Origin of the sequence: Streptomyces virginiae (genome assembly GCF_000720455.1) — a bacterium.
Lineage (GTDB): Bacteria > Actinomycetota > Actinomycetes > Streptomycetales > Streptomycetaceae > Streptomyces > Streptomyces virginiae.
Window position 1 is genome coordinate 84,037 of record NZ_JOAK01000007.1, and the last position, 17,131, is coordinate 101,167.

Annotated in this window: 18 protein-coding genes; 10 read left to right on the top strand and 8 right to left on the bottom strand. The window is 73.0% G+C overall.

What is annotated here, in order from left to right:
- Positions 1–63: 63 nt before the first annotated feature.
- Together IG86_RS0114545 and IG86_RS0114550 are read right to left on the bottom strand one after the other, a co-directional pair.
- On the bottom strand, positions 64–1,089 hold the full coding sequence (locus IG86_RS0114545; RefSeq protein ID WP_030897104.1) for a hemolysin family protein: 1,026 nt from the start codon (positions 1,087–1,089) through the stop codon (positions 64–66).
- Entirely contained in the window at positions 1,086–2,420 is a 1,335-nt protein-coding gene (locus IG86_RS0114550) for a hemolysin family protein (protein ID WP_030820556.1), read from the bottom strand. Before IG86_RS0114550 ends, IG86_RS0114545 begins: the two co-directional genes overlap by 4 nt.
- Positions 2,421–2,657: 237 nt before the next feature.
- On the opposite strand from IG86_RS0114550, the gene IG86_RS0114555 reads away from it, so the two are divergent.
- Complete coding sequence (locus IG86_RS0114555) at positions 2,658–3,101, top strand: GNAT family N-acetyltransferase (RefSeq protein WP_030897106.1); 444 nt, start codon at positions 2,658–2,660, stop codon at positions 3,099–3,101.
- A gap of 125 nt (positions 3,102–3,226) precedes the next feature.
- On the opposite strand, the gene bioD is transcribed toward IG86_RS0114555, so the two are convergent.
- Genes bioD through bioB form a run of 3 tightly spaced genes read right to left on the bottom strand, consistent with a single transcriptional unit; the run spans position 3,227 to position 6,563 of the window.
- Positions 3,227–3,970: a dethiobiotin synthase gene (bioD, locus tag IG86_RS0114560; protein WP_030820559.1), complete on the bottom strand. Its 744-nt coding sequence runs from the start codon at positions 3,968–3,970 to the stop codon at positions 3,227–3,229.
- Between the two features lie 9 nt (positions 3,971–3,979).
- Positions 3,980–5,302: an adenosylmethionine--8-amino-7-oxononanoate transaminase gene (locus IG86_RS0114565; protein ID WP_030820561.1), complete on the bottom strand. Its 1,323-nt coding sequence runs from the start codon at positions 5,300–5,302 to the stop codon at positions 3,980–3,982.
- The gene (gene bioB, locus IG86_RS0114570) at positions 5,295–6,563 is read right to left on the bottom strand and encodes a biotin synthase BioB (RefSeq protein ID WP_030820566.1); all 1,269 of its coding nucleotides are present in this window, start codon (positions 6,561–6,563) and stop codon (positions 5,295–5,297) included. The genes IG86_RS0114565 and bioB overlap by 8 nt, the downstream gene beginning before the upstream one ends.
- 156 nt (positions 6,564–6,719) lie before the next feature.
- On the opposite strand from bioB, the gene IG86_RS0114575 reads away from it, so the two are divergent.
- Positions 6,720–7,892 (top strand): 8-amino-7-oxononanoate synthase, encoded by a 1,173-nt coding sequence (locus IG86_RS0114575; RefSeq protein WP_030897112.1) that lies wholly within the window; start codon positions 6,720–6,722, stop codon positions 7,890–7,892.
- Here IG86_RS0114575 and IG86_RS0114580 read toward each other — a convergent pair.
- Together IG86_RS0114580 and IG86_RS0114585 are read right to left on the bottom strand one after the other, a co-directional pair.
- Positions 7,889–8,119 carry a DUF397 domain-containing protein gene (locus IG86_RS0114580; RefSeq protein WP_030820578.1) on the bottom strand — a complete coding sequence of 77 codons (231 nt, stop codon included), beginning with the start codon at positions 8,117–8,119 and terminating at the stop codon, positions 7,889–7,891. The genes IG86_RS0114575 and IG86_RS0114580 overlap by 4 nt on opposite strands.
- A gap of 13 nt (positions 8,120–8,132) precedes the next feature.
- A complete protein-coding gene (locus tag IG86_RS0114585; protein ID WP_030820580.1) occupies positions 8,133–9,017 on the bottom strand; it encodes a helix-turn-helix domain-containing protein in 885 nt (294 codons plus the stop codon).
- 196 nt (positions 9,018–9,213) lie between these two features.
- Between IG86_RS0114585 and IG86_RS0114590 the strand changes: the two genes are divergently transcribed.
- From IG86_RS0114590 to IG86_RS0114625, 8 genes are all read left to right on the top strand, one after another.
- On the top strand, positions 9,214–9,663 hold the full coding sequence (locus IG86_RS0114590) for an ATP-binding protein (protein WP_030658432.1): 450 nt from the start codon (positions 9,214–9,216) through the stop codon (positions 9,661–9,663).
- A 307-nt stretch (positions 9,664–9,970) separates the two neighbouring features.
- Entirely contained in the window at positions 9,971–10,273 is a 303-nt protein-coding gene (locus tag IG86_RS0114595) for an urease subunit gamma (protein ID WP_030820581.1), read from the top strand.
- Positions 10,274–10,289: 16 nt separating this feature from the next.
- Positions 10,290–10,601: an urease subunit beta gene (locus tag IG86_RS0114600; RefSeq protein WP_030820582.1), complete on the top strand. Its 312-nt coding sequence runs from the start codon at positions 10,290–10,292 to the stop codon at positions 10,599–10,601.
- On the top strand, positions 10,594–12,315 hold the full coding sequence (locus tag IG86_RS0114605) for an urease subunit alpha (RefSeq protein WP_030820583.1): 1,722 nt from the start codon (positions 10,594–10,596) through the stop codon (positions 12,313–12,315). Before IG86_RS0114600 ends, IG86_RS0114605 begins: the two co-directional genes overlap by 8 nt.
- Before the next feature lie 13 nt (positions 12,316–12,328).
- Positions 12,329–13,003 (top strand): urease accessory protein UreF, encoded by a 675-nt coding sequence (locus IG86_RS0114610; protein WP_030820584.1) that lies wholly within the window; start codon positions 12,329–12,331, stop codon positions 13,001–13,003.
- Between the two features lie 39 nt (positions 13,004–13,042).
- Positions 13,043–13,738: an urease accessory protein UreG gene (ureG, locus tag IG86_RS0114615; RefSeq protein WP_030820585.1), complete on the top strand. Its 696-nt coding sequence runs from the start codon at positions 13,043–13,045 to the stop codon at positions 13,736–13,738.
- Positions 13,735–14,523, top strand: coding sequence for an urease accessory protein UreD (locus IG86_RS0114620; protein WP_053631260.1), 789 nt, complete (start codon positions 13,735–13,737; stop codon positions 14,521–14,523). The genes ureG and IG86_RS0114620 overlap by 4 nt, the downstream gene beginning before the upstream one ends.
- 182 nt (positions 14,524–14,705) lie before the next feature.
- Complete coding sequence (locus IG86_RS0114625) at positions 14,706–16,367, top strand: alpha/beta hydrolase (RefSeq protein WP_045937003.1); 1,662 nt, start codon at positions 14,706–14,708, stop codon at positions 16,365–16,367.
- A gap of 49 nt (positions 16,368–16,416) precedes the next feature.
- Here the strand turns inward: IG86_RS0114625 and IG86_RS0114630 are convergent, their stop codons facing one another.
- Positions 16,417–17,127 (bottom strand): lysophospholipid acyltransferase family protein, encoded by a 711-nt coding sequence (locus IG86_RS0114630; protein ID WP_030820593.1) that lies wholly within the window; start codon positions 17,125–17,127, stop codon positions 16,417–16,419.
- Positions 17,128–17,131: the final 4 nt, after the last annotated feature.

A 17,131-nucleotide genomic window follows, 5' to 3' on the forward strand; every position in this document is an offset into this window, starting at 1 on the left:
GAGTGATGTTACCGCGCGGTACCCCGACCCTGCCCGCAAGGCCGGGGCACCGCGCCCCGGGCACTACGCGGAGGCCGGCCTTCCGAACAGCTCCCGCAGCACGTCCTCCATCGTCACCAGGCCCGTCATGGCGCCCTCCGCCCCCAGGACCGCCGCCAGGTGGGTGCGGCTGCGCCGCATCGCGGTCAGCACGTCGTCCAGCGGGGTCTCCGCCCGCACCTGTGCGATGGGGCGCAGCGCCGACGCCGGGAAGGGCTCGTCGCGCGACTCCCCGTCCGCGTCCAGGGCGTCCTTCACGTGCAGGTAGCCCAGGATCCCCTGCTGCGCGTCGACCACGGGGAAGCGGGAGTACCCGCTCTCGGCCGACAACCGCTCCAGCCCGGCCGGGGTGATGCCCTCGCGGGCCGAGATCACCCGTTCCGCCGGCAGCACCACGTCGGTCACGGGCCGCCGGCCCAGTTCCAGGGCGTCGTGCAGGCGCTCGCTCGCCCGGTCGTCGAGGAGCCCCGCGTCACTGGAGTCCTTCACCATCCGGGCCAGCTCGTCGTCCGAGAACGTCGCCGCGACCTCGTCCTTGACCTCCACCCGCAGCAGCCGCAGCAGGGCGTTGGCGAAGGCGTTGATCGCGAAGATCACCGGCCGCAGCGCCCGGGTGAGGGTCACCAGCGGCGGCCCCAGCGCCAGCGCCGTGCGCACCGGCTCGGACAGCGCCACGTTCTTCGGCAGCATCTCGCCGAAGAGCATGTGCAGGTACGTCGCCAGCGCCAGCGCCACCACGAAGGAGATGGCGTGGGTCAGCCCGGACGGAACCCCGACCAGGTCGAAGAGCGGCGTCAGCAGATGCGCGATGGCCGGCTCGGCCACCACGCCCAGCACCAGCGTGCACAGGGTGATGCCGAGCTGCGCCGCCGCCATCAGCGCCGACACGTGCTCCAGCCCCCACAGGACGGCGCGGGCCCGCCGGTCGCCCTGCTCGGCGTACGGCTCGATCTGGCTGCGCCGGACCGAGATCAGCGCGAACTCCGCGCCGACGAAGAAGGCGTTCACGACCAGGGTCGCCAGGCCGATCAACAGCTGGATCACGGTCATCGCGCGTCCTCCGTCCCGTCGGTGGACCCCACGGGCGCGTGCAGCAGCACCCGCGCCGCCCGGCGCCCGATGTCGTCCACCACGTCCAGGCGCCAGCCGTCCATCTCAAGGCTGTCGCCGACGGCCGGGATCCGGCCCAGCTCGGTCGCTATCAGGCCGGCCAGGGTCTCGTACGGGCCGTCCGGCACCCGCAGCCCGATCCGCCGGAGCTGGTCGGTGCGCGCGGCGCCGTCGGCTGAGTAGAGCTGCCGTCCGGAGTCGTCCGTACCGGCCGGGGCGAGGTCGGGGGTCTCGTGCGGGTCGTGCTCGTCGCGCACCTCGCCGACGACCTCCTCGACGATGTCCTCCAGGGTGGCCACACCGGCCGTGCCGCCGTACTCGTCGATGACCACGGCCATGGTCTGCTTGCCGGACAGCCGGTCCAGCAGCCGGTCCACGGTCAGCGACTCCGGTACGAGGAGGGGCTCGCGCAGGAGCTGCGACACCGGACGGCGGCGCCGCTCCTCGGCGGGCAGCGCCAGCACGTCCTTGATGTGGACGGTGCCGACGACGGTGTCGAGGCTTCCGCGGTAGACGGGGAAGCGGGACAGGCCGGTGGCCATCGTCGCGTTCGCCACGTCCTCGGCGGTGGTCTGCACGTCGAGGGCGGTGACCTGGACGCGCGGGGTCATCACGTTCTCCGCGGTCAGGTCGGCCAGGTTCAGGGTCCGGACGAACAGCTCGGCCGTGTCCTTCTCCAGGGCGCCCTGCTTGGCGGAGTGCCGGGCCAGGGCCACCAGCTCCTGCGGGGTGCGCGCGGAGGCCAGCTCCTCGGTCGGCTCCATCCCGAAGCGGCGCACCAGGTGGTTCGCGGTGGTGTTGAGGTGGCTGATCAGCGGCTTGAAGGCACGGCTGAAGACCCGCTGGAAGGTCGCCACCCGCTTGGCGATCGCCAGCGGGGAGGAGATCGCCCAGTTCTTCGGGACCAGCTCGCCGACGACCATCAGGACGACGGTGGACAGCACGGTCCCGAGGACCAGGGCGGTGGAGGACGCGACGCCCGCCGACAGGCCGATGGCTTCGAACGGCCCCTGGAGCAGGGCGGCGATCGACGGCTTGGAGATCATGCCGATGACCAGGCCGGTCACGGTGATGCCGAGCTGGGCGCCGGAGAGCTGGAAGGTGAGGGTGCGGACGGCCGCCAGGGCGCTGTCGGCACCGCGCTCACCGCGCTCGGCGGCCCGCTCGAGCTCGCTGCGCTCGACGGTCGTGAGCGAGAACTCGGCCGCGACGAAGACTCCACAGGCAAGGCAGAGGAGCAGTGCCACGACGAGCAGGAGGACCTCGGTCATCGGTCGATCACCTCCGTCCCATGATCGGCCAGGAGGAGGGGGATCGCGCGATGTCGCGGACGCGGCGGGCGCGAACGCGGACGTCGTGAGGCGGGATGTCGTGGACTGGGAGGCTCGCCCATGGGCGGACGCTCACACACCTTTCACTCAAGAGGGACTGTCACCACATGGTAAAGGACAAGCAAAGCGGGCGGATCATTCTTTTGGCGGAGCGCGGCCGGGTGATGGGATCGGGACATGAGCGATCTTCATATCGGCCCCGCGTCGGCCGGTGATCTCCCCGCCGTACTGGACTTCTGGAAGACCGCCGCCGAGGGCACGAGTATCAGCGACGACCTCGCGGGCGTCGAGCGGCTCCACGAACGGGACCCGCGGGCGCTGCTGCTCGCGCGCCGCGACGGAGAGCTCGTCGGGACCGTGATCGCCGGCTTCGACGGCTGGCGCTGTCACCTCTACCGGCTCGCCGTGCACCCGGGGCACCGGCGGCGGGGGACAGGCACGGCGCTGCTGGCCGCCGCCGAGGAGCGGTTCGCGGCGCTGGGCGGGCGGCGGGCCGACGCGATGGTGCTCGACCGCAACGAGCGGGCGCACCCGGCGTGGGAGGCGGCCGGGTACGGGCCGCAGGAGCAGTGGACGCGGTGGGTCAAGCCGGTCGGCTCGCCGCCGGGGCCACGGTCCTGAGGGGCGGGAGCCCCGGGCCCCGCGCCGCGATCGCCGGCGGGGCTCGGAAACCGGGGCTCCGCCCCGGACCCCGCGCCTCAAACGCCGGCGGGGCTGGGGGCGGCGGGGCTCCGGGGCTCCGGGGCTCAGGCGCCGATGGTCGTGAAGGCCGGAGGGGACCAGGTGGTCAGGAAGGACTCCGCCGACCAGGTGCCCGACAGGGGCGGCGCCAGCCAGGAGGGGGCCTCGGCGCGGAAGCGCTCCGGCGCAAGGGTGCCCGAGCCCTCCGGGACCGCGCCCAGCAGCGGCAGCTCCGAGGACTTCGGGAGGTCCGCCAGGTTGCAGCGGGCCGCCAGGTCCGGGGAGTGCGGCCAGCTGCCGACCACCACTCCCAGCGGGGTCAGGCCCCGGGCCCGCAGGGCCTCCGCCGTGAGGGTCGTGGAGTTGAGCGTGCCCAGACCCGCCTGGGCGACGATCAGGGTCGGGGCGCCCAGCAGCCGTGCGGCGTCGGCCAGCGTGTGGCCCGACTCGTCGAACTGCACGAGCAGTCCGCCCGCACCCTCCACGAGGACCAGGTCGTGGTCCTCGGCCAGCCGCCGGGCGGCCTCGGCGATCTGCGCCGGGGCCAGCGTCGGCAGCCCCGCGCGCCGGGCGGCGGTGTCCGGTGCCAGGGGCTCCGGATAGCGGGCCAGTTCCATCGCCGTGACGGAGGGGCCGGCCAGCCGCACCACCTCCGCCGCGTCCCCCGGCTCCTGCGGGCCGACACCGGTCTGCGCCGGCTTGAGCACCGCCACCGAGCGGCCCGCGGCCACGGCCGCCGCCGCGACGGCCGAGGTGACCACGGTCTTGCCGATCTCCGTGCCCGTCCCGGACACGATCACTACGGACATCTGGTCTTCTCAGCCTTCCTGGGCCGCCGCGCACACCGCGCGGCAGATACGGTTCACGTCCGCGTCGCCCGTGACGAACGGCGGCATCACGTAGATCAGATCGCGGAACGGTCTCAGCCACACGCCCTCGCGCACCGCCGCCCGGGTGGCCGCCGCCACGTCGGCCTCGTGGTCCAGCTGGACCACGCCGATGGCGCCGAGCACGCGTACGTCCCGTACGCCGGGGATGCCGGACGCGGCCGCCAGGCCCTCGCGCAGCCCCGCCTCGATCCGCTTGACGTCGAGCTCCCAGTCCCGGCCGAGCAGCAGTTCCACGGAGGCCAGCGCCACCGCCGTGGCCAGCGGGTTCCCCATGAAGGTCGGCCCGTGCGCGAGCACCGGGACCTCGCCGCGGGAGATCCCGTCGGCCACCCGCTCCGTGCACAGGGTCGCCGCCAGCGTGAGGTAGCCACCGGTCAGGGACTTGCCCAGGCACATCACGTCCGGGGTGATCCCCGCGTGGTCCGCCGCGAAGAGCGCGCCGGTGCGGCCGAAGCCCGTGGCGATCTCGTCCAGGATCAGCAGGACCCCGTACTCGTCGCACAGCTCGCGCAGCACCCGCAGGTAGCCGGGGTGGTGGAAGCGCATGCCGCCCGCGCCCTGCACCACCGGCTCCACGATCACGGCGGCCAGCTCGTCCGCGTGCGCGGCGATCTTGTCGCGCAGGTGGTCGGCGTACGCGGGATCCACGGGCGTGTCGAAGCCGCCGGGCGGCGCGTCCGCGAAGACCTGCCGCGGCAGGTGTCCCTGCCACAGCTCGTGCATGCCGCCCTCGGGGTCGCACACGGCCATGGGCTGCCAGGTGTCCCCGTGGTAGCCGCCGCGCCAGGTCAGCAGCCGGGTCTTGCCCGTGTGCCCGAGCGAACGCCAGTACTGGAGGCACATCTTGACGGCGACCTCGACGGACACCGAACCCGAGTCGGAGAGGAAGACGTGCTCCAGCCCCGCCGGGGTGATCTCGACGAGCTTCGCGGCGAGCCGGACGGCGGGCTCGTGGGTGAGCCCGCCGAACATCACGTGCGACATCCGGCCGAGCTGCGCGGTCACGGCCTCGTTGAGCACCGGGTGGTTGTAGCCGTGGATGGCCGACCACCAGGAGGACATGCCGTCGACCAGCTCGTCGTGGCCCTCTCCCTGGGACGGGTCGGCGAGTCTCAGCCGCACCCCCGAGGCGGAGTCGATGACCAGCGGCTCCTGCCGCCCGGGCATCGGGCCGTACGGGTGCCAGACGTGCTGCCGGTCCAGCGCGAGCAGTTCCGCGCCGGCCGACCGCGATTGGGGCTGATCAGGCATTGGGGGCGATGTCCGTCCCCGCGCCGCGGCGGCGTACCGCCACCAGGTCCGACCGGAGCGCGCCGGGCTCGGCCTGCGCCGGCTGCGCCGGCACCGGCGTGGCCTCCGCGTGCGCGTGGCCCGAGCAGCCGCCGCACGCCGAGCCGCAGCCCGCGGCCTCGTCCCCGGCCGAAGCCGCGCCCGCGCCCGAACCGCACAGCGAAGCGCCGCCGTTGGAACCGCAGCCGCCGCCGGAGGGGGCGGCGTCCGCCAGGTCGGAGCGGTGCGCGGGAAGGGTCGTCGTACCGGCGCCCTCCACCTCGAAACCGGCGTCCGCGATCATGTCGAGGTCGGCCTGACCGGCCTGGCCCTCGCTGGTGAGGTAGTCACCCAGGAAGATCGAGTTGACGATGTTCAGCGCCAGCGGCTGCAGCGAGCGCAGGTGCACCTCGCGCCCGCCCGCCAGCCGGACCTCGACGTCGGGGCAGACGAACCGCGCCATCGCCAGGATCCGCAGGCAGCGCTGCGGGGTGAGGTTCCACTCCTTGGCCAGCGGAGTGCCCTCGAAGGGGATCAGGAAGTTGACCGGGACCGAGTCGGCGTCCAGCTCGCGCAGCGAGAAGACCACGTCGACGAGGTCCTCGTCGGTCTCGCCCATGCCCGCGATCAGGCCGGAGCAGGCCGACAGGCCCGCCGCGTGCGCCTTCTCCACGGTGTCCACGCGGTCGGCGTAGGTGTGGGTCTTGGTGATCTGGCCGTAGGTGGCCTCGGAGGTGTTCAGGTTGTGGTTGTAGGCGTCGGCGCCGGCCTCGCGCAGCTTCTCCGCCTGGCCGTCGGAGAGCAGGCCGAGGCAGGCGCACACCTCGATGCCCTCGTTCTGCTCCTTGATCGCCTCGATCGTCTTGCCGACGCGCTCCACGTCCCGGTCCGTCGGACCGCGGCCGCTGGCGACCAGGCAGACCCGCTTGGCCCCGCCCGCGACGCCCGCGGCGGCCGCCTGGGAGGCCTCCTCCGGCTTGAGCCACGTGTACTTGAGGATCTCGGCCTTCGAGCCCAGGCGCTGGGAACAGTAGGAGCAGTCCTCCGGGCACAGGCCCGACTTCAGGTTGACCAGGTAGTTCAGCTTGACCCGACGCCCGAACCACTGGCGGCGCACCTTGCCGGCCGCGGCCACCACGTCGAGCAGTTCGTCGTCAGAAGTCGCCAGTACGGCGAGCGCTTCTTCGCGGGTCGGCAGCTCACGCCGCAGCCCCTTGTCCACCAGGGTGTTCAGCAGGTCCATGGACCCGATCCTGTCCCACTCGACCCATCGCGGCCAAGGAGAGATCGCACAACATGGCCGGATGGGTGTGTGTGTATCACCACACCTGGCGGACAAGTCGCGGGGACTAGGGTCGGGCAGGTCTGTGGACTGCCGACAAAACACGAGGACACGCCGATGCCCCAGCACACTCCCGACCCCTCGGACGTCTTCGCCTGGATCGACGCCGCGGAGCGCGCGCGGGAGCAGGCCGGACTGGTCCGTTCCCTGCGCCCCCGGCCGCCGGTGTCGACGCTGCTGGACCTCGCGAGCAACGACTACCTCGGCCTGTCCCGGCACCCCGAGACCGTCCGGGGGGCCCGCGAGGCGGCCGAGTGCTGGGGCGCGGGGGCCACCGGTTCCCGTCTCGTCACCGGCACCACCGAACTGCACGCGGAACTGGAGCGGGAGCTGGCCGCCTTCTGCGGCTTCGAGGCGGCGCTCGTGCTGTCCTCCGGGTACGCGGCCAACCTCGCCGCCGTCACGGCGCTCAGCGACTGGGGCACGCTCGTCGTCTCCGACGCCGGCAACCACGCCTCCATCGTGGACGGCTGCCGGCTCTCGCGCGCCGAGACCGCGGTGGTCCCGCACTCCGACCCGGACGCCGCGCGCAAGGCGCTCGCCGCGCACGAGGGCCGGGCCCTGCTGGTCAGCGATTCGGTGTTCTCCGTCGACGGCGACGCCGCCCCGCTCGCCGGATACGCCGCCGCCTGCCGCGACGAGGGCGCGGCGCTGCTCGTGGACGACGCCCACGGACTCGGCGTCCTGGGCGAGGGCGGCCGGGGTGCGCTGCACGCGGCCGGGCTCGCCGGCGCTCCCTACGTGGTCGCCACCCTGACGCTGTCGAAGTCGCTGGGCAGCCAGGGCGGTGCCGTGCTCGGCCCGGCCAAGGTGATCAGGCACCTGGTCAACACGGCGCGCACCTTCATCTTCGACACCGGACTGGCCCCGGCCGCCGCGGGCGCGGCGCTCGCGAGCCTGCGCCTGCTCCGGCGGGAACCGGAGCGCGCCGGCCGCGCCCGCGAGGTGGCCGACCGGCTGTACGGGCGGCTCACCGCGTCCGGCCTGACCGCGGCCCGGCCGGACGCGGCCGTGGTGTCGGTACGGGCCCCGTCGGCTTCGGCGGCACTGCGCTGGGCCGCCGACTGCCGCGAGGCAGGTCTGTCCGTGGGATGCTTCCGCCCGCCGTCGGTGCCGGACGGCATCTCCCGGCTGCGGCTGACGGCCCGGGCCGACCTCACGGGGGACGAGATCGATCGGGCGGTCGGGACGATCATCGCGACCGCGCCCGCCGGGGCCACGGAACGCTAGACGGACGCGTGCGCGTCCGCCCGTACGGAGGCGAGGAAGCCGTCCCAGGCCGGCCCGGTGAAGAGCACGGCCGGGCCGTCCGTCCGCTTGGAGTCGCGGACGGCCAGCAGACCGTCGCCGAGGACGGCCGCTTCCACGCAGTTGTTCATCCCGGTGCTGCGGCTGCTCCGCCGCCACCGCGCAGCTCTGATCAGAAGTCCGCTGGTGCTTAAGGGGGTTGCGGACACGGGGGTGCCTCCTCTACGCGTCGTCAGCGAGTGAGCTGATGAGTTCCGACGAGTCCTGGGGCGGGAGGGCGTGCGCCTGAATGGTGCGGAACGCGGCGCCGTACGCCTCTAGGTCTTCCTTCCGCTCCAGATAGAGGCTACTCGTCAAATGGTCGAGTACCACCACATCCAGATCGGCGATGTTCGTAAATGAGAAAATGACGAACGGTCCCGTGAGGCCGAGATGGCCGCCCACGCTGAACGGCAGTACCTGGAGGCTCACTTGGGGGAGCCGCGCCACCCTGGCCAGGTGCCGCAGCTGCTCCGCCATCACCCCGGGCCCGCCGATCTGCCGGCGCAGCACCGCCTCGTCCAGCACCGCGCTCAGCTCCAGCGGCGGGTCGGCCCGCAGCACCGACTGCCGGGCCAGCCGTACCTCGACCAGCGCGTCCACCTTCGGTTCCGGAAGGCCGCCGAGCGCGGCCCGGGTCACGGCCCGCGCGTAGTCGGGGGTCTGCAACAGCCCCGGCACCACGGACAGTTCCACCGTACGGGCCGACCGGGCCCCCGCCTCCAGGCTGATGAAGTCCCGGTACTCCTGCGGCAGCAGCCCCCGGTAGTCGTGCCACCACTGGCGCCCCCGCCCGGTGTCGCCGCCCGGTCCGGGGCCGGCGGCCGAGGCCGACAGGGCCTCCAGGAGCGCCCGCTGCTCCGGACTCACGAACTCCCCGTAGGCGTCGAGGAGCAGCCGGATGTCCTCCGGTTTCACGCCGCTGCGACCCGTCTCGATACGGCTGATTTTCGACTGGTGCCATCCCACGAGCCGGGCGGCCTCACCACTGGTGAGACCGGACCGGTCACGCAGGGCACGCAGTTCCTCGCCGAGCTTGCGCCGACGCACCGCGGGACCGTGCTGCACACCCGCCTCCTTCCACCGGCACAGCTCGCACCAGTCTGCCGTCCAAATACGCTCTTCCGTAGCAGAGTTCACTGCAACGGGCGACAGATATATGCATATCTTTGGGGAAAGGCTGATGTGGCGGCACGATGGGTGGCACTCTGGCGTCCAGCACAGATCCGGGGCTTTCCCGCTCCGGTGGGAAAGGGACGTCGCCATGGCAGACCACCAGGAAGCATCCGTCACTCTGCCGAGCGATCCCGCCTCGGTGGCCGCTGCCCGGCGCTACGTCGCGGAAGTGCTGGGGGAGTGGGGACTGCCCGATGACGCCGAGACCGCCGACAGCGTCCGGCTGATCGTCTCGGAACTCGCCACCAACGCCGTGCAGCACACTTTCGGCCAGTCGCCCACCTTCACCGTCGACATCCGTCTGGAGCGCGAGGAGTGGCTCCGGGTCGGGGTGACCGACAGTCACCCGCGCTGGCCCAGGCGGCTGCCCGCCGCCGTCCAGCAGGACAACGGCCGGGGCATGGTCATCATCCGCTGGCTCGCCGTGGAGGCGGGCGGCCGGCTCTCGGTCACGCCCACCGAGGACGGCGGCAAGACGGTGTGGATCGCGCTGCCCTGGACCGTTGGCGCACCGGCCGCGGCCGCCGGGGGCTGCTGACCGCCCCACGCGCCGACCGGCCCGTATACGGAAGTCGGAGCCGGCGCGCCGCCGGCCCGAACCGGGTGCCTGCCCGAAACGTGGGTTAACCCGATGGAAAAACGCCGCCCTTAACGTGGCGGTCACGTGCGACCACCAATGATCACCCATGAGCCGGCAAAGCTGCGGTGGGCGGAACGGAAAGCCTTCCCCTGCGTTGGGACAAGAGACGCTTGGGTCGGAAACGTGCAGGTCAACAAAGTGTTGAGGGCCGCTAGGGTCGCCCCGGCGCAAAGTCGATCTTGTCCCGGAAGCTTGGTGAATACGAGTGCAACTGACACCGCACGAACAGGAGCGACTGCTCATCCACGTGGCCGCGGACGTGGCCGAGAGGCGGAGGGCGCGCGGAGTACGCCTCAACCACCCCGAGGCGGTGGCGCTGATCACCTCGCACATCCTCGAAGGCGCCCGCGACGGCCGGACGGTGGCCGAGCTGATGGCCTCCGGCCGCACCGTGCTGGGCCGCGCCGACGTCATGGAGGGGATCCCCGAGATGATCCACGACGTGCAGGTCGAGGCGACCTTCCCGGACGGCACCAAACTCGTCACGGTCCACGACCCCATCGTCTGACAAGGAGCACCCGCGCATGATCCCCGGCGAAATCGCCTTCGGGGAGGGCCCGGTACTCCTCAACGAGGGCCGTCCCGTCACCCGTCTCACCGTGCTCAACTCCGCCGACCGGCCGGTCCAGGTCGGCTCCCACTACCATTTCGCCGAAGCCAACCCCGGCCTCGACTTCGACCGCGCCGCGGCCCACGGGCTCCGGCTCAACATCGCCGCCGGCACCGCCGTCCGCTTCGAGCCGGGCATCCCGGCGTCGGTGGAGCTGGTCCCGCTGGCGGGCTCGCGGACCGTACCCGGACTGCGCGGGGAGACCGGAGGGCCGCTCGATGGCTGAGATCTCCCGCCAGGTGTACGCCGACCTCTTCGGGCCGACGACCGGGGACCGGATCCGGCTCGCCGACACCGACCTCTTCGTCGAGATCGAACAGGACCTCGGCGGCGGCCCCGGCCGCTCCGGCGACGAAGCCGTCTTCGGCGGCGGCAAGGTGATCCGCGAGTCCATGGGCCAGGCCCGCACCACCCGGGCCGAGGGCGCCCCCGACACCGTGATCACCGGAGTGGTGGTCCTCGACCACTGGGGCATCGTCAAGGCCGACCTCGGCATCCGCGACGGCCGGATCTGCGGCATCGGCAAGGCCGGCAACCCCGACACCATGGACGGCGTCGACCCCGCACTCGTCATCGGCCCCGAGACCGAGATCATCGCGGGCAACGGGAAGATCGTCACCGCCGGCGCCATCGACGCCCACGTGCACTTCATCTCCCCGACGGTCATCGACGAGGCCCTCGCCTCCGGGATCACCACCCTGGTCGGCGGCGGCACCGGACCCGCCGAGGGCACCAAGGCCACCACCGTCACCCCCGGGCCCTGGCACCTGGCCCGGATGTTCGCGGCGCTGGAGTCCCATCCGGTCAACATCGGCCTCCTCGGCAAGGGCAACACCACCTCCCGCGAGGCCATGCACTCCCAACTGCGCGGCGGAGCGCTCGGATTCAAGATCCACGAGGACTGGGGCGCCACCCCCGCCGCCATCGACGCCTGCCTGGGCGTCTGCGACGAGACCGGCGCACAGGTCGCCATCCACACCGACACGCTCAACGAGGCGGGCTTCGTCGCCGACACCCTCGCGGCCATCGCCGGGCGGACCATCCACTCGTACCACACCGAGGGCGCGGGCGGCGGGCACGCACCCGACATCATCACCGTGGTCTCCGAGCCGAACATCCTGCCCAGCTCCACCAACCCCACCCGGCCGCACACCGTCAACACCGTCGAGGAACACCTCGACATGCTGATGGTCTGCCACCACCTCAACCCGGCCGTCCCCGAGGACCTCGCCTTCGCCGAATCCCGCATCCGGCCCTCGACGATCGCCGCCGAGGACGTCCTGCACGACCTCGGCGCCATCTCCATCATCTCCTCCGACTCCCAGGCCATGGGACGCGTCGGCGAGGTGGTGCTGCGCACCTGGCAGACCGCCCACGTGATGAAGCGGCGGCGCGGCTTCCTCCCCGGCGACGGCCCCGCCGACAACCACCGGGCCCGCCGCTACGTCGCCAAGTACACGATCAACCCCGCCGTGGCCCAGGGCATCGCCCGCGACGTCGGCTCCGTCGAGACGGGCAAGCTCGCCGACCTGGTGCTGTGGAACCCCGCCTTCTTCGGGGTCAAGCCCGAACTCGTCATCAAGGGAGGCCAGATCGCCTACGCGCAGATGGGCGACGCCAACGCCTCCATCCCCACCCCGCAGCCCGTCCTGCCCCGGCCGATGTTCGGCAGCCACGGCCGTGCGCCCGGCCTGAACTCGCTGAACTTCACCGCCCAGGCCGCGCTCGACGACGGCCTGCCCGAACGGCTCGGACTCGGCAAGCGGTTCACCGCCATAGAGACCACGCGGAAGGTGACCAAGGCCGACATGCGCAACAACGACGCCATGCCGCGGGTCGAGGTCGACGCCGACACCTTCACCGTCACCATCGACGGCGAGGCGGTGGAACCCGCGCCCGCCGCGGAACTGCCCATGGCCCAGCGCTACTTCCTCTTCTGATGGGCCCCGCCACATGAGCCTCGCCGCGCTGCTCGTCCTCGCGGACGGCCGCTTCCCCGCCGGGGGCCACGCCCACTCCGGCGGGGCGGAGGCCGCCTGCAAGGCGGGCCGGATCCACGACGCGGCCACCCTGGAGGACTTCTGCCGGGGCCGGCTGCACACCGCCGGGCTCACCGCGGCGGCCCTCGCCGCCGCGGCCGCCCTCGGGATCGACCCGGCCCTGCTCGACGCCGCGGCCGACGCCCGCACCCCGTCTCCCGCGCTGCGCACCGCGGCGCGGCGACTGGGCCGCCAGCTGCTGCGGGCCGCGCGGGCCACCTGGCCCGACCCCGGACTGCAGCAGCTCGCCGCCGCGTTCCCGCGCGGCGCCCACCAGCCCGTGGTGCTCGGCCTCACCGCCCGGGCGGCCGGGCTCGGGCCGCTCGACGCCGCGCACGTGGCGGCGTACGAGAGCGTCGGCGGACCGGCGACCGCCACCGTGCGGCTGCTCGGCCTGGACCCCTTCGAGGCGAGCGGGGTACTGGCCCGGCTCGCCCCCGAGCTCGACTCCGTCGCGGCCCGGGCCGCCGAGGCCGCGCACCGGGCGCTGCGGGAAGGCACCGAGGCCCTGCCCGCGGCCTCCTCCCCCCTGCTGGAGATCGCGGCCGAGGTCCATGCCGGCTGGCCGGTACGCCTGTTCGCCTCCTGACCACGCCACCGCACCCCTTCGACCCCCGGGAGCCCTCCCATGCACCTCGACCACGCCGTCGCCCAACCCCACCGGCACACCCACAGCGCCGCACCGCTGCGCGCCGACGGCACCCGGCGCGCCCTGCGCATCGGACTCGGCGGACCCGTCGGCTCCGGGAAGACCGCCACCGTCGCCGCCCTGTGCCGCGCCCTGCGCACCGACCTGTCCATGGCGGTGGTCACCAACGACATCTACACCCGCGAGGACGCCGAGTTCCTGCTCCGCGAGGCGGTCCTGCCGCCGGAGCGGATCACCGCCGTCGAAACCGGGGCCTGCCCGCACACCGCCATCCGTGACGACATCTCCGCCAACCTGGAAGCCGTCGAGGAACTGGAGGACGCCTTCCGCGAGCACGCCCCGCTCGACCTGATCCTCGTCGAGTCCGGCGGGGACAACCTCACCGCCACCTTCTCCCGCGGCCTCGTCGACGCCCAGATCTTCGTCATCGACGTGGCCGGCGGCGACGACATCCCGCGCAAGGGCGGCCCCGGCGTCACCACCGCCGACCTCCTCATCGTCAACAAGACCGACCTCGCCCCGCACGTCGGCTCCGACCTCGGCCGGATGGCCCGCGACGCGGCCGAGCAGCGCGGCGAACTGCCCGTCGCCTTCCAGTCGCTGCGCGGCCCCGAGGGCGTCGCCCCGGTCGCCGACTGGGTCCGCCGGCGGATCGCCGCCTGGACGGTACGGTGACCACCGCACCCCCCGTCCCCCCGCCCCCCGCAGGAGTGCGGGCCACCGCCCGCATCCACGCCGTGGCCGACGGGAGGGGCGGGACCGCGCTGCCCCTGCTCGCCGGGGAGGGCCCGCTCGCCCTGCGCCGCACCCGCGGCCGGGAGCCGGAGGAGGCCGGGGTGGTGCTCGTCGGCGCCATGAGCGCGCCGCTGGGCGGCGACCACCTCACCGTCCGCGCCACCGCAGGACCCGGCGCCCGCCTGGCCCTGGCCTCGGCGGCGGCCACCCTGGCCCTGCCCGGCCGGACCGGCGAGCCCGCGCGCTACGAGGTGGAGCTGGACCTGGAGGACGGGGCTTCGGTGCGGTGGCTGCCGGAGCCCCTCGTCTCGGTCCGCGGCAGCGACCTGCGGGTGCGCACCCGCGTCCGGCTCGCGCCCACGGCACGCCTGCTGCTGCGCGAGGAGCAGGTGCTGGGACGCCACGGGGAGCCGCCCGGTCTGCTGCGCAGCCGGCTCACCGTCACCCGCGGCGGCCGGCCCCTGCTGGACCAGGACCTCGCGTGCGGTCCCGGCGCTCCCGGGGGCTGGGACGGGCCGGCCGGACTGGCCGGTCACCGCGCGGTCGGCCAACTCCTCGTCGTGGACCCGGCCTTCGCGCAGGACCCGCCCCCGGCCGCGGTGCTGGGGGAGTACGCCGTCGCGACCGCGCTGCCCGGGCCCGCCGTCCTCGTGACGGCCCTGGCCGGGGACGCCCTGAGGCTGCGCGAGGTCCTCGACGCGGCCTGCCGCACCTACGCCCGCTGAACGCGGGACGAATCGGGCACCGCTCAGCGGTACACGCCTGTCCGGTTATCGGGTTGGCAAAGAAGTCGACCCCGCCCTGTCGCCGGGGCGGGCGCAGACGTCAGGATCCCCCTGCACGCCGACGACCGAAGCGGCCAACCCGGCCGCCCACGGCGGTACCTGACGCAGGGGGAACAACACACGTGATACGCAACGCGGCGCTGGGGAGCGCCGCCACACTGATCACCGGCACGCTGGCCGCCGGCCTGCTCCTCGCTCCGCCGGCCGCCGCGGCGCCGGCCGACCAGGAATTCCGGCTCCCGGAGTCGCTCGGCGTGCAGATCGCCGCCGCGCGCGCCTCCCGTACCGGGATCGAATGGAAGGACTGCCCGGCGGACTGGGGCCTGGAGAAGCCCATCCAGTGCGGCTGGGTGAAGGTCCCGCTGGACTACGCGAAGCCCTACGGCAAGACCATCGACATCGCCGTCGACCGGATCGGCAGCACGGGCACCAAGGAGGAGCGCCAGGGCGCCCTCGTCTACAACCCCGGCGGCCCCGGCGGTTCCGGCATGCGCTTCCCGCGCCGGGTCACCACCAAGAGCCCGCTGTGGGTCAACGCCTCCAAGGCCTACGACTTCGTCGGTTTCGACCCGCGCGGTGTCGGCCACTCCGCGCCCATCTCCTGCATCGACCCGCAGGAGTTCGTCAAGGCCCCCAAGGCCGACCCGGTCCCGGACAGCGAGGCCGACAAGCGCGCCCAGCGCAAGCTCGCCGCCGAATACGCGGACGGCTGCAAGGAGCGCAGCGGCGAGATGCTGCCGCACATGACCACGCCGAACACCGCGCGCGACCTCGACGTCGTCCGGGCCGCCCTCGGCGAGAAGAAGCTGAACTACCTCGGCGTCTCCTACGGCACCTACCTGGGCGGGGTCTACGCGACCCTCTTCCCGACCCACGTGCGCCGCATGATCGTCGACAGCGTGGTGGACCCGTCGCAGGACAACATCTGGTACGAGGCCAACCTCGGCCAGGACGTCGCCTTCCAGATGCGCTGGAACGACTGGCAGGACTGGGTCGCCAAGAACGACGCCGTCTTCCACCTCGGCGACACCCGTGCGAAGGTCGAGGCCAAGTGGCAGGAGCTGCGCGGCAAGGCCAAGGCCAACCCGCTCGGCGGGATCGTCGGCCCGGCCGAGCTCATCGGCTTCTTCCAGGGCGCCCCGTACTACGACTCCTCCTGGGTGCCCGTCGCCCAGACCTTCGCGGCCTGGGCGGCCGGCGACGAGCAGGCGCTCATCGACGCCATCGCCCCGGACATGTCGGACACCAAGGGCAACGCGGCGTCGGAGAACAGCAACGCCGTCTACACCGCCGTCGAGTGCGCCGACGCGAAGTGGCCCACCAGCTGGTCCAAGTGGGACCGGGACAACACCAAGCTGCACGAGAAGTACCCGTTCCTGACCTGGTCGAACGCGTGGATGAACCTGCCGTGCGCGACCTGGAGGGCCAAGCAGAGCACCCCGATCCAGGTCGGCGCCAAGCGCGGTCTGCCGCCGGTCCTGATCGTCCAGTCCGAGCGGGACGCGGCCACCCCCTACAAGGGCGCGGTCGAGCTGCACCGCAGCCTCGCCGGCTCGCGGCTGATCACCGAGCAGAACGCCGGCTCGCACGGTGTCACCAGCCTGAAGAACCCGTGCATCAACACGCGGGTGGACACCTACCTGCTGACCGGCAAGGTCGATGCCAAGGACGTGACGTGCGCCCCGCACGCCACGCCGGTGGCCCCGGCCGCGGCGGCCGCCCGTTCGCTGGACGCGGCCCCGGCCGCACTCCCGGCGCGCGAGGAGCTCCCCGCCGTCCGTTGAGGACGGGGAGGCGGGCAGCCCCCGCGTGACCCGTGAAGCGGGAGAAGGCTCAGCGCGTCGAGCGCCGGGCCTTCTTCCGCGCTTCCTCCTCCTCGGCCTTGACCTCGGCCGCGTACCGGTCGACGTACTCCTGCCCGGACAGGCCGAGGATCGCGTACATGATCTCGTCGGTGACCGCGCGCAGGACGGCGCGCTCGCCCTCCATCCCGGCGTACCGGGAGAAGTCCAGCGGCTCGCCGAAGCGGATCGTCACCCGCCGGATGTTCGGGATCCGCTGCCCGGGCGGCTGGATCTCGAAGGTGCCCACCATCGCGCAGGGCACGACCGGCACCCCCGCGCCGAGAGCCATGGCGGCCACGCCCACCTTGCCCTTGTAGAGCCGGCCGTCGTGCGAGCGGGTGCCCTCGGGGTAGATGCCCAGCAGCTCGCCCTTGGCCAGTACCCCCAGCCCTTCGCGCAGGGCCGCCTGGCCGGCGTTCTTGCCCGACCGGTCCACGGGGATCTGCCCGGCGCTGCGGAAGAACGCGGCGGTGAGCCTGCCCTTGATCCCCGGACCGGTGAAGTACTCGGCCTTCGCCAGGAAGGTGATCCGCCGCGCCAGGATCGCGGGCATCAGGAAGTGGTCGGAGAACGACAGGTGATTGCCCGCGACGATCGCCGCGCCCTCCGCCGGGATGTTCTCCAGCCCCTCGATCCGCGGCCGGAACAGCAGCCGCAGCAGGGGGCCGAGGAACACGTGCTTGAGCAAGTGGTAGAACACCAGG

Excerpts from the sequence above, each read along its gene's own strand:
- IG86_RS0114555 (WP_030897106.1), top strand. The coding sequence starts at position 2,658 with ATGAGCGATCTTCATATCGGCCCCGCGTCGGCCGGTGATCTCCCCGCC.
- IG86_RS0114605 (WP_030820583.1), top strand. The coding sequence starts at position 10,594 with ATGGCTGAGATCTCCCGCCAGGTGTACGCCGACCTCTTCGGGCCGACG.
- IG86_RS0114550 (WP_030820556.1), bottom strand. The coding sequence starts at position 2,420 with ATGACCGAGGTCCTCCTGCTCGTCGTGGCACTGCTCCTCTGCCTTGCC.
- IG86_RS0114575 (WP_030897112.1), top strand. The coding sequence starts at position 6,720 with ATGCCCCAGCACACTCCCGACCCCTCGGACGTCTTCGCCTGGATCGAC.
- IG86_RS0114565 (WP_030820561.1), bottom strand. The coding sequence starts at position 5,302 with ATGCCTGATCAGCCCCAATCGCGGTCGGCCGGCGCGGAACTGCTCGCG.
- IG86_RS0114590 (WP_030658432.1), top strand. The coding sequence starts at position 9,214 with ATGGCAGACCACCAGGAAGCATCCGTCACTCTGCCGAGCGATCCCGCC.
- IG86_RS0114600 (WP_030820582.1), top strand. The coding sequence starts at position 10,290 with ATGATCCCCGGCGAAATCGCCTTCGGGGAGGGCCCGGTACTCCTCAAC.
- IG86_RS0114545 (WP_030897104.1), bottom strand. The coding sequence starts at position 1,089 with ATGACCGTGATCCAGCTGTTGATCGGCCTGGCGACCCTGGTCGTGAAC.
- IG86_RS0114610 (WP_030820584.1), top strand. The coding sequence starts at position 12,329 with ATGAGCCTCGCCGCGCTGCTCGTCCTCGCGGACGGCCGCTTCCCCGCC.
- bioD (WP_030820559.1), bottom strand. The coding sequence starts at position 3,970 with ATGTCCGTAGTGATCGTGTCCGGGACGGGCACGGAGATCGGCAAGACC.
- ureG (WP_030820585.1), top strand. The coding sequence starts at position 13,043 with ATGCACCTCGACCACGCCGTCGCCCAACCCCACCGGCACACCCACAGC.
- bioB (WP_030820566.1), bottom strand. The coding sequence starts at position 6,563 with ATGGACCTGCTGAACACCCTGGTGGACAAGGGGCTGCGGCGTGAGCTG.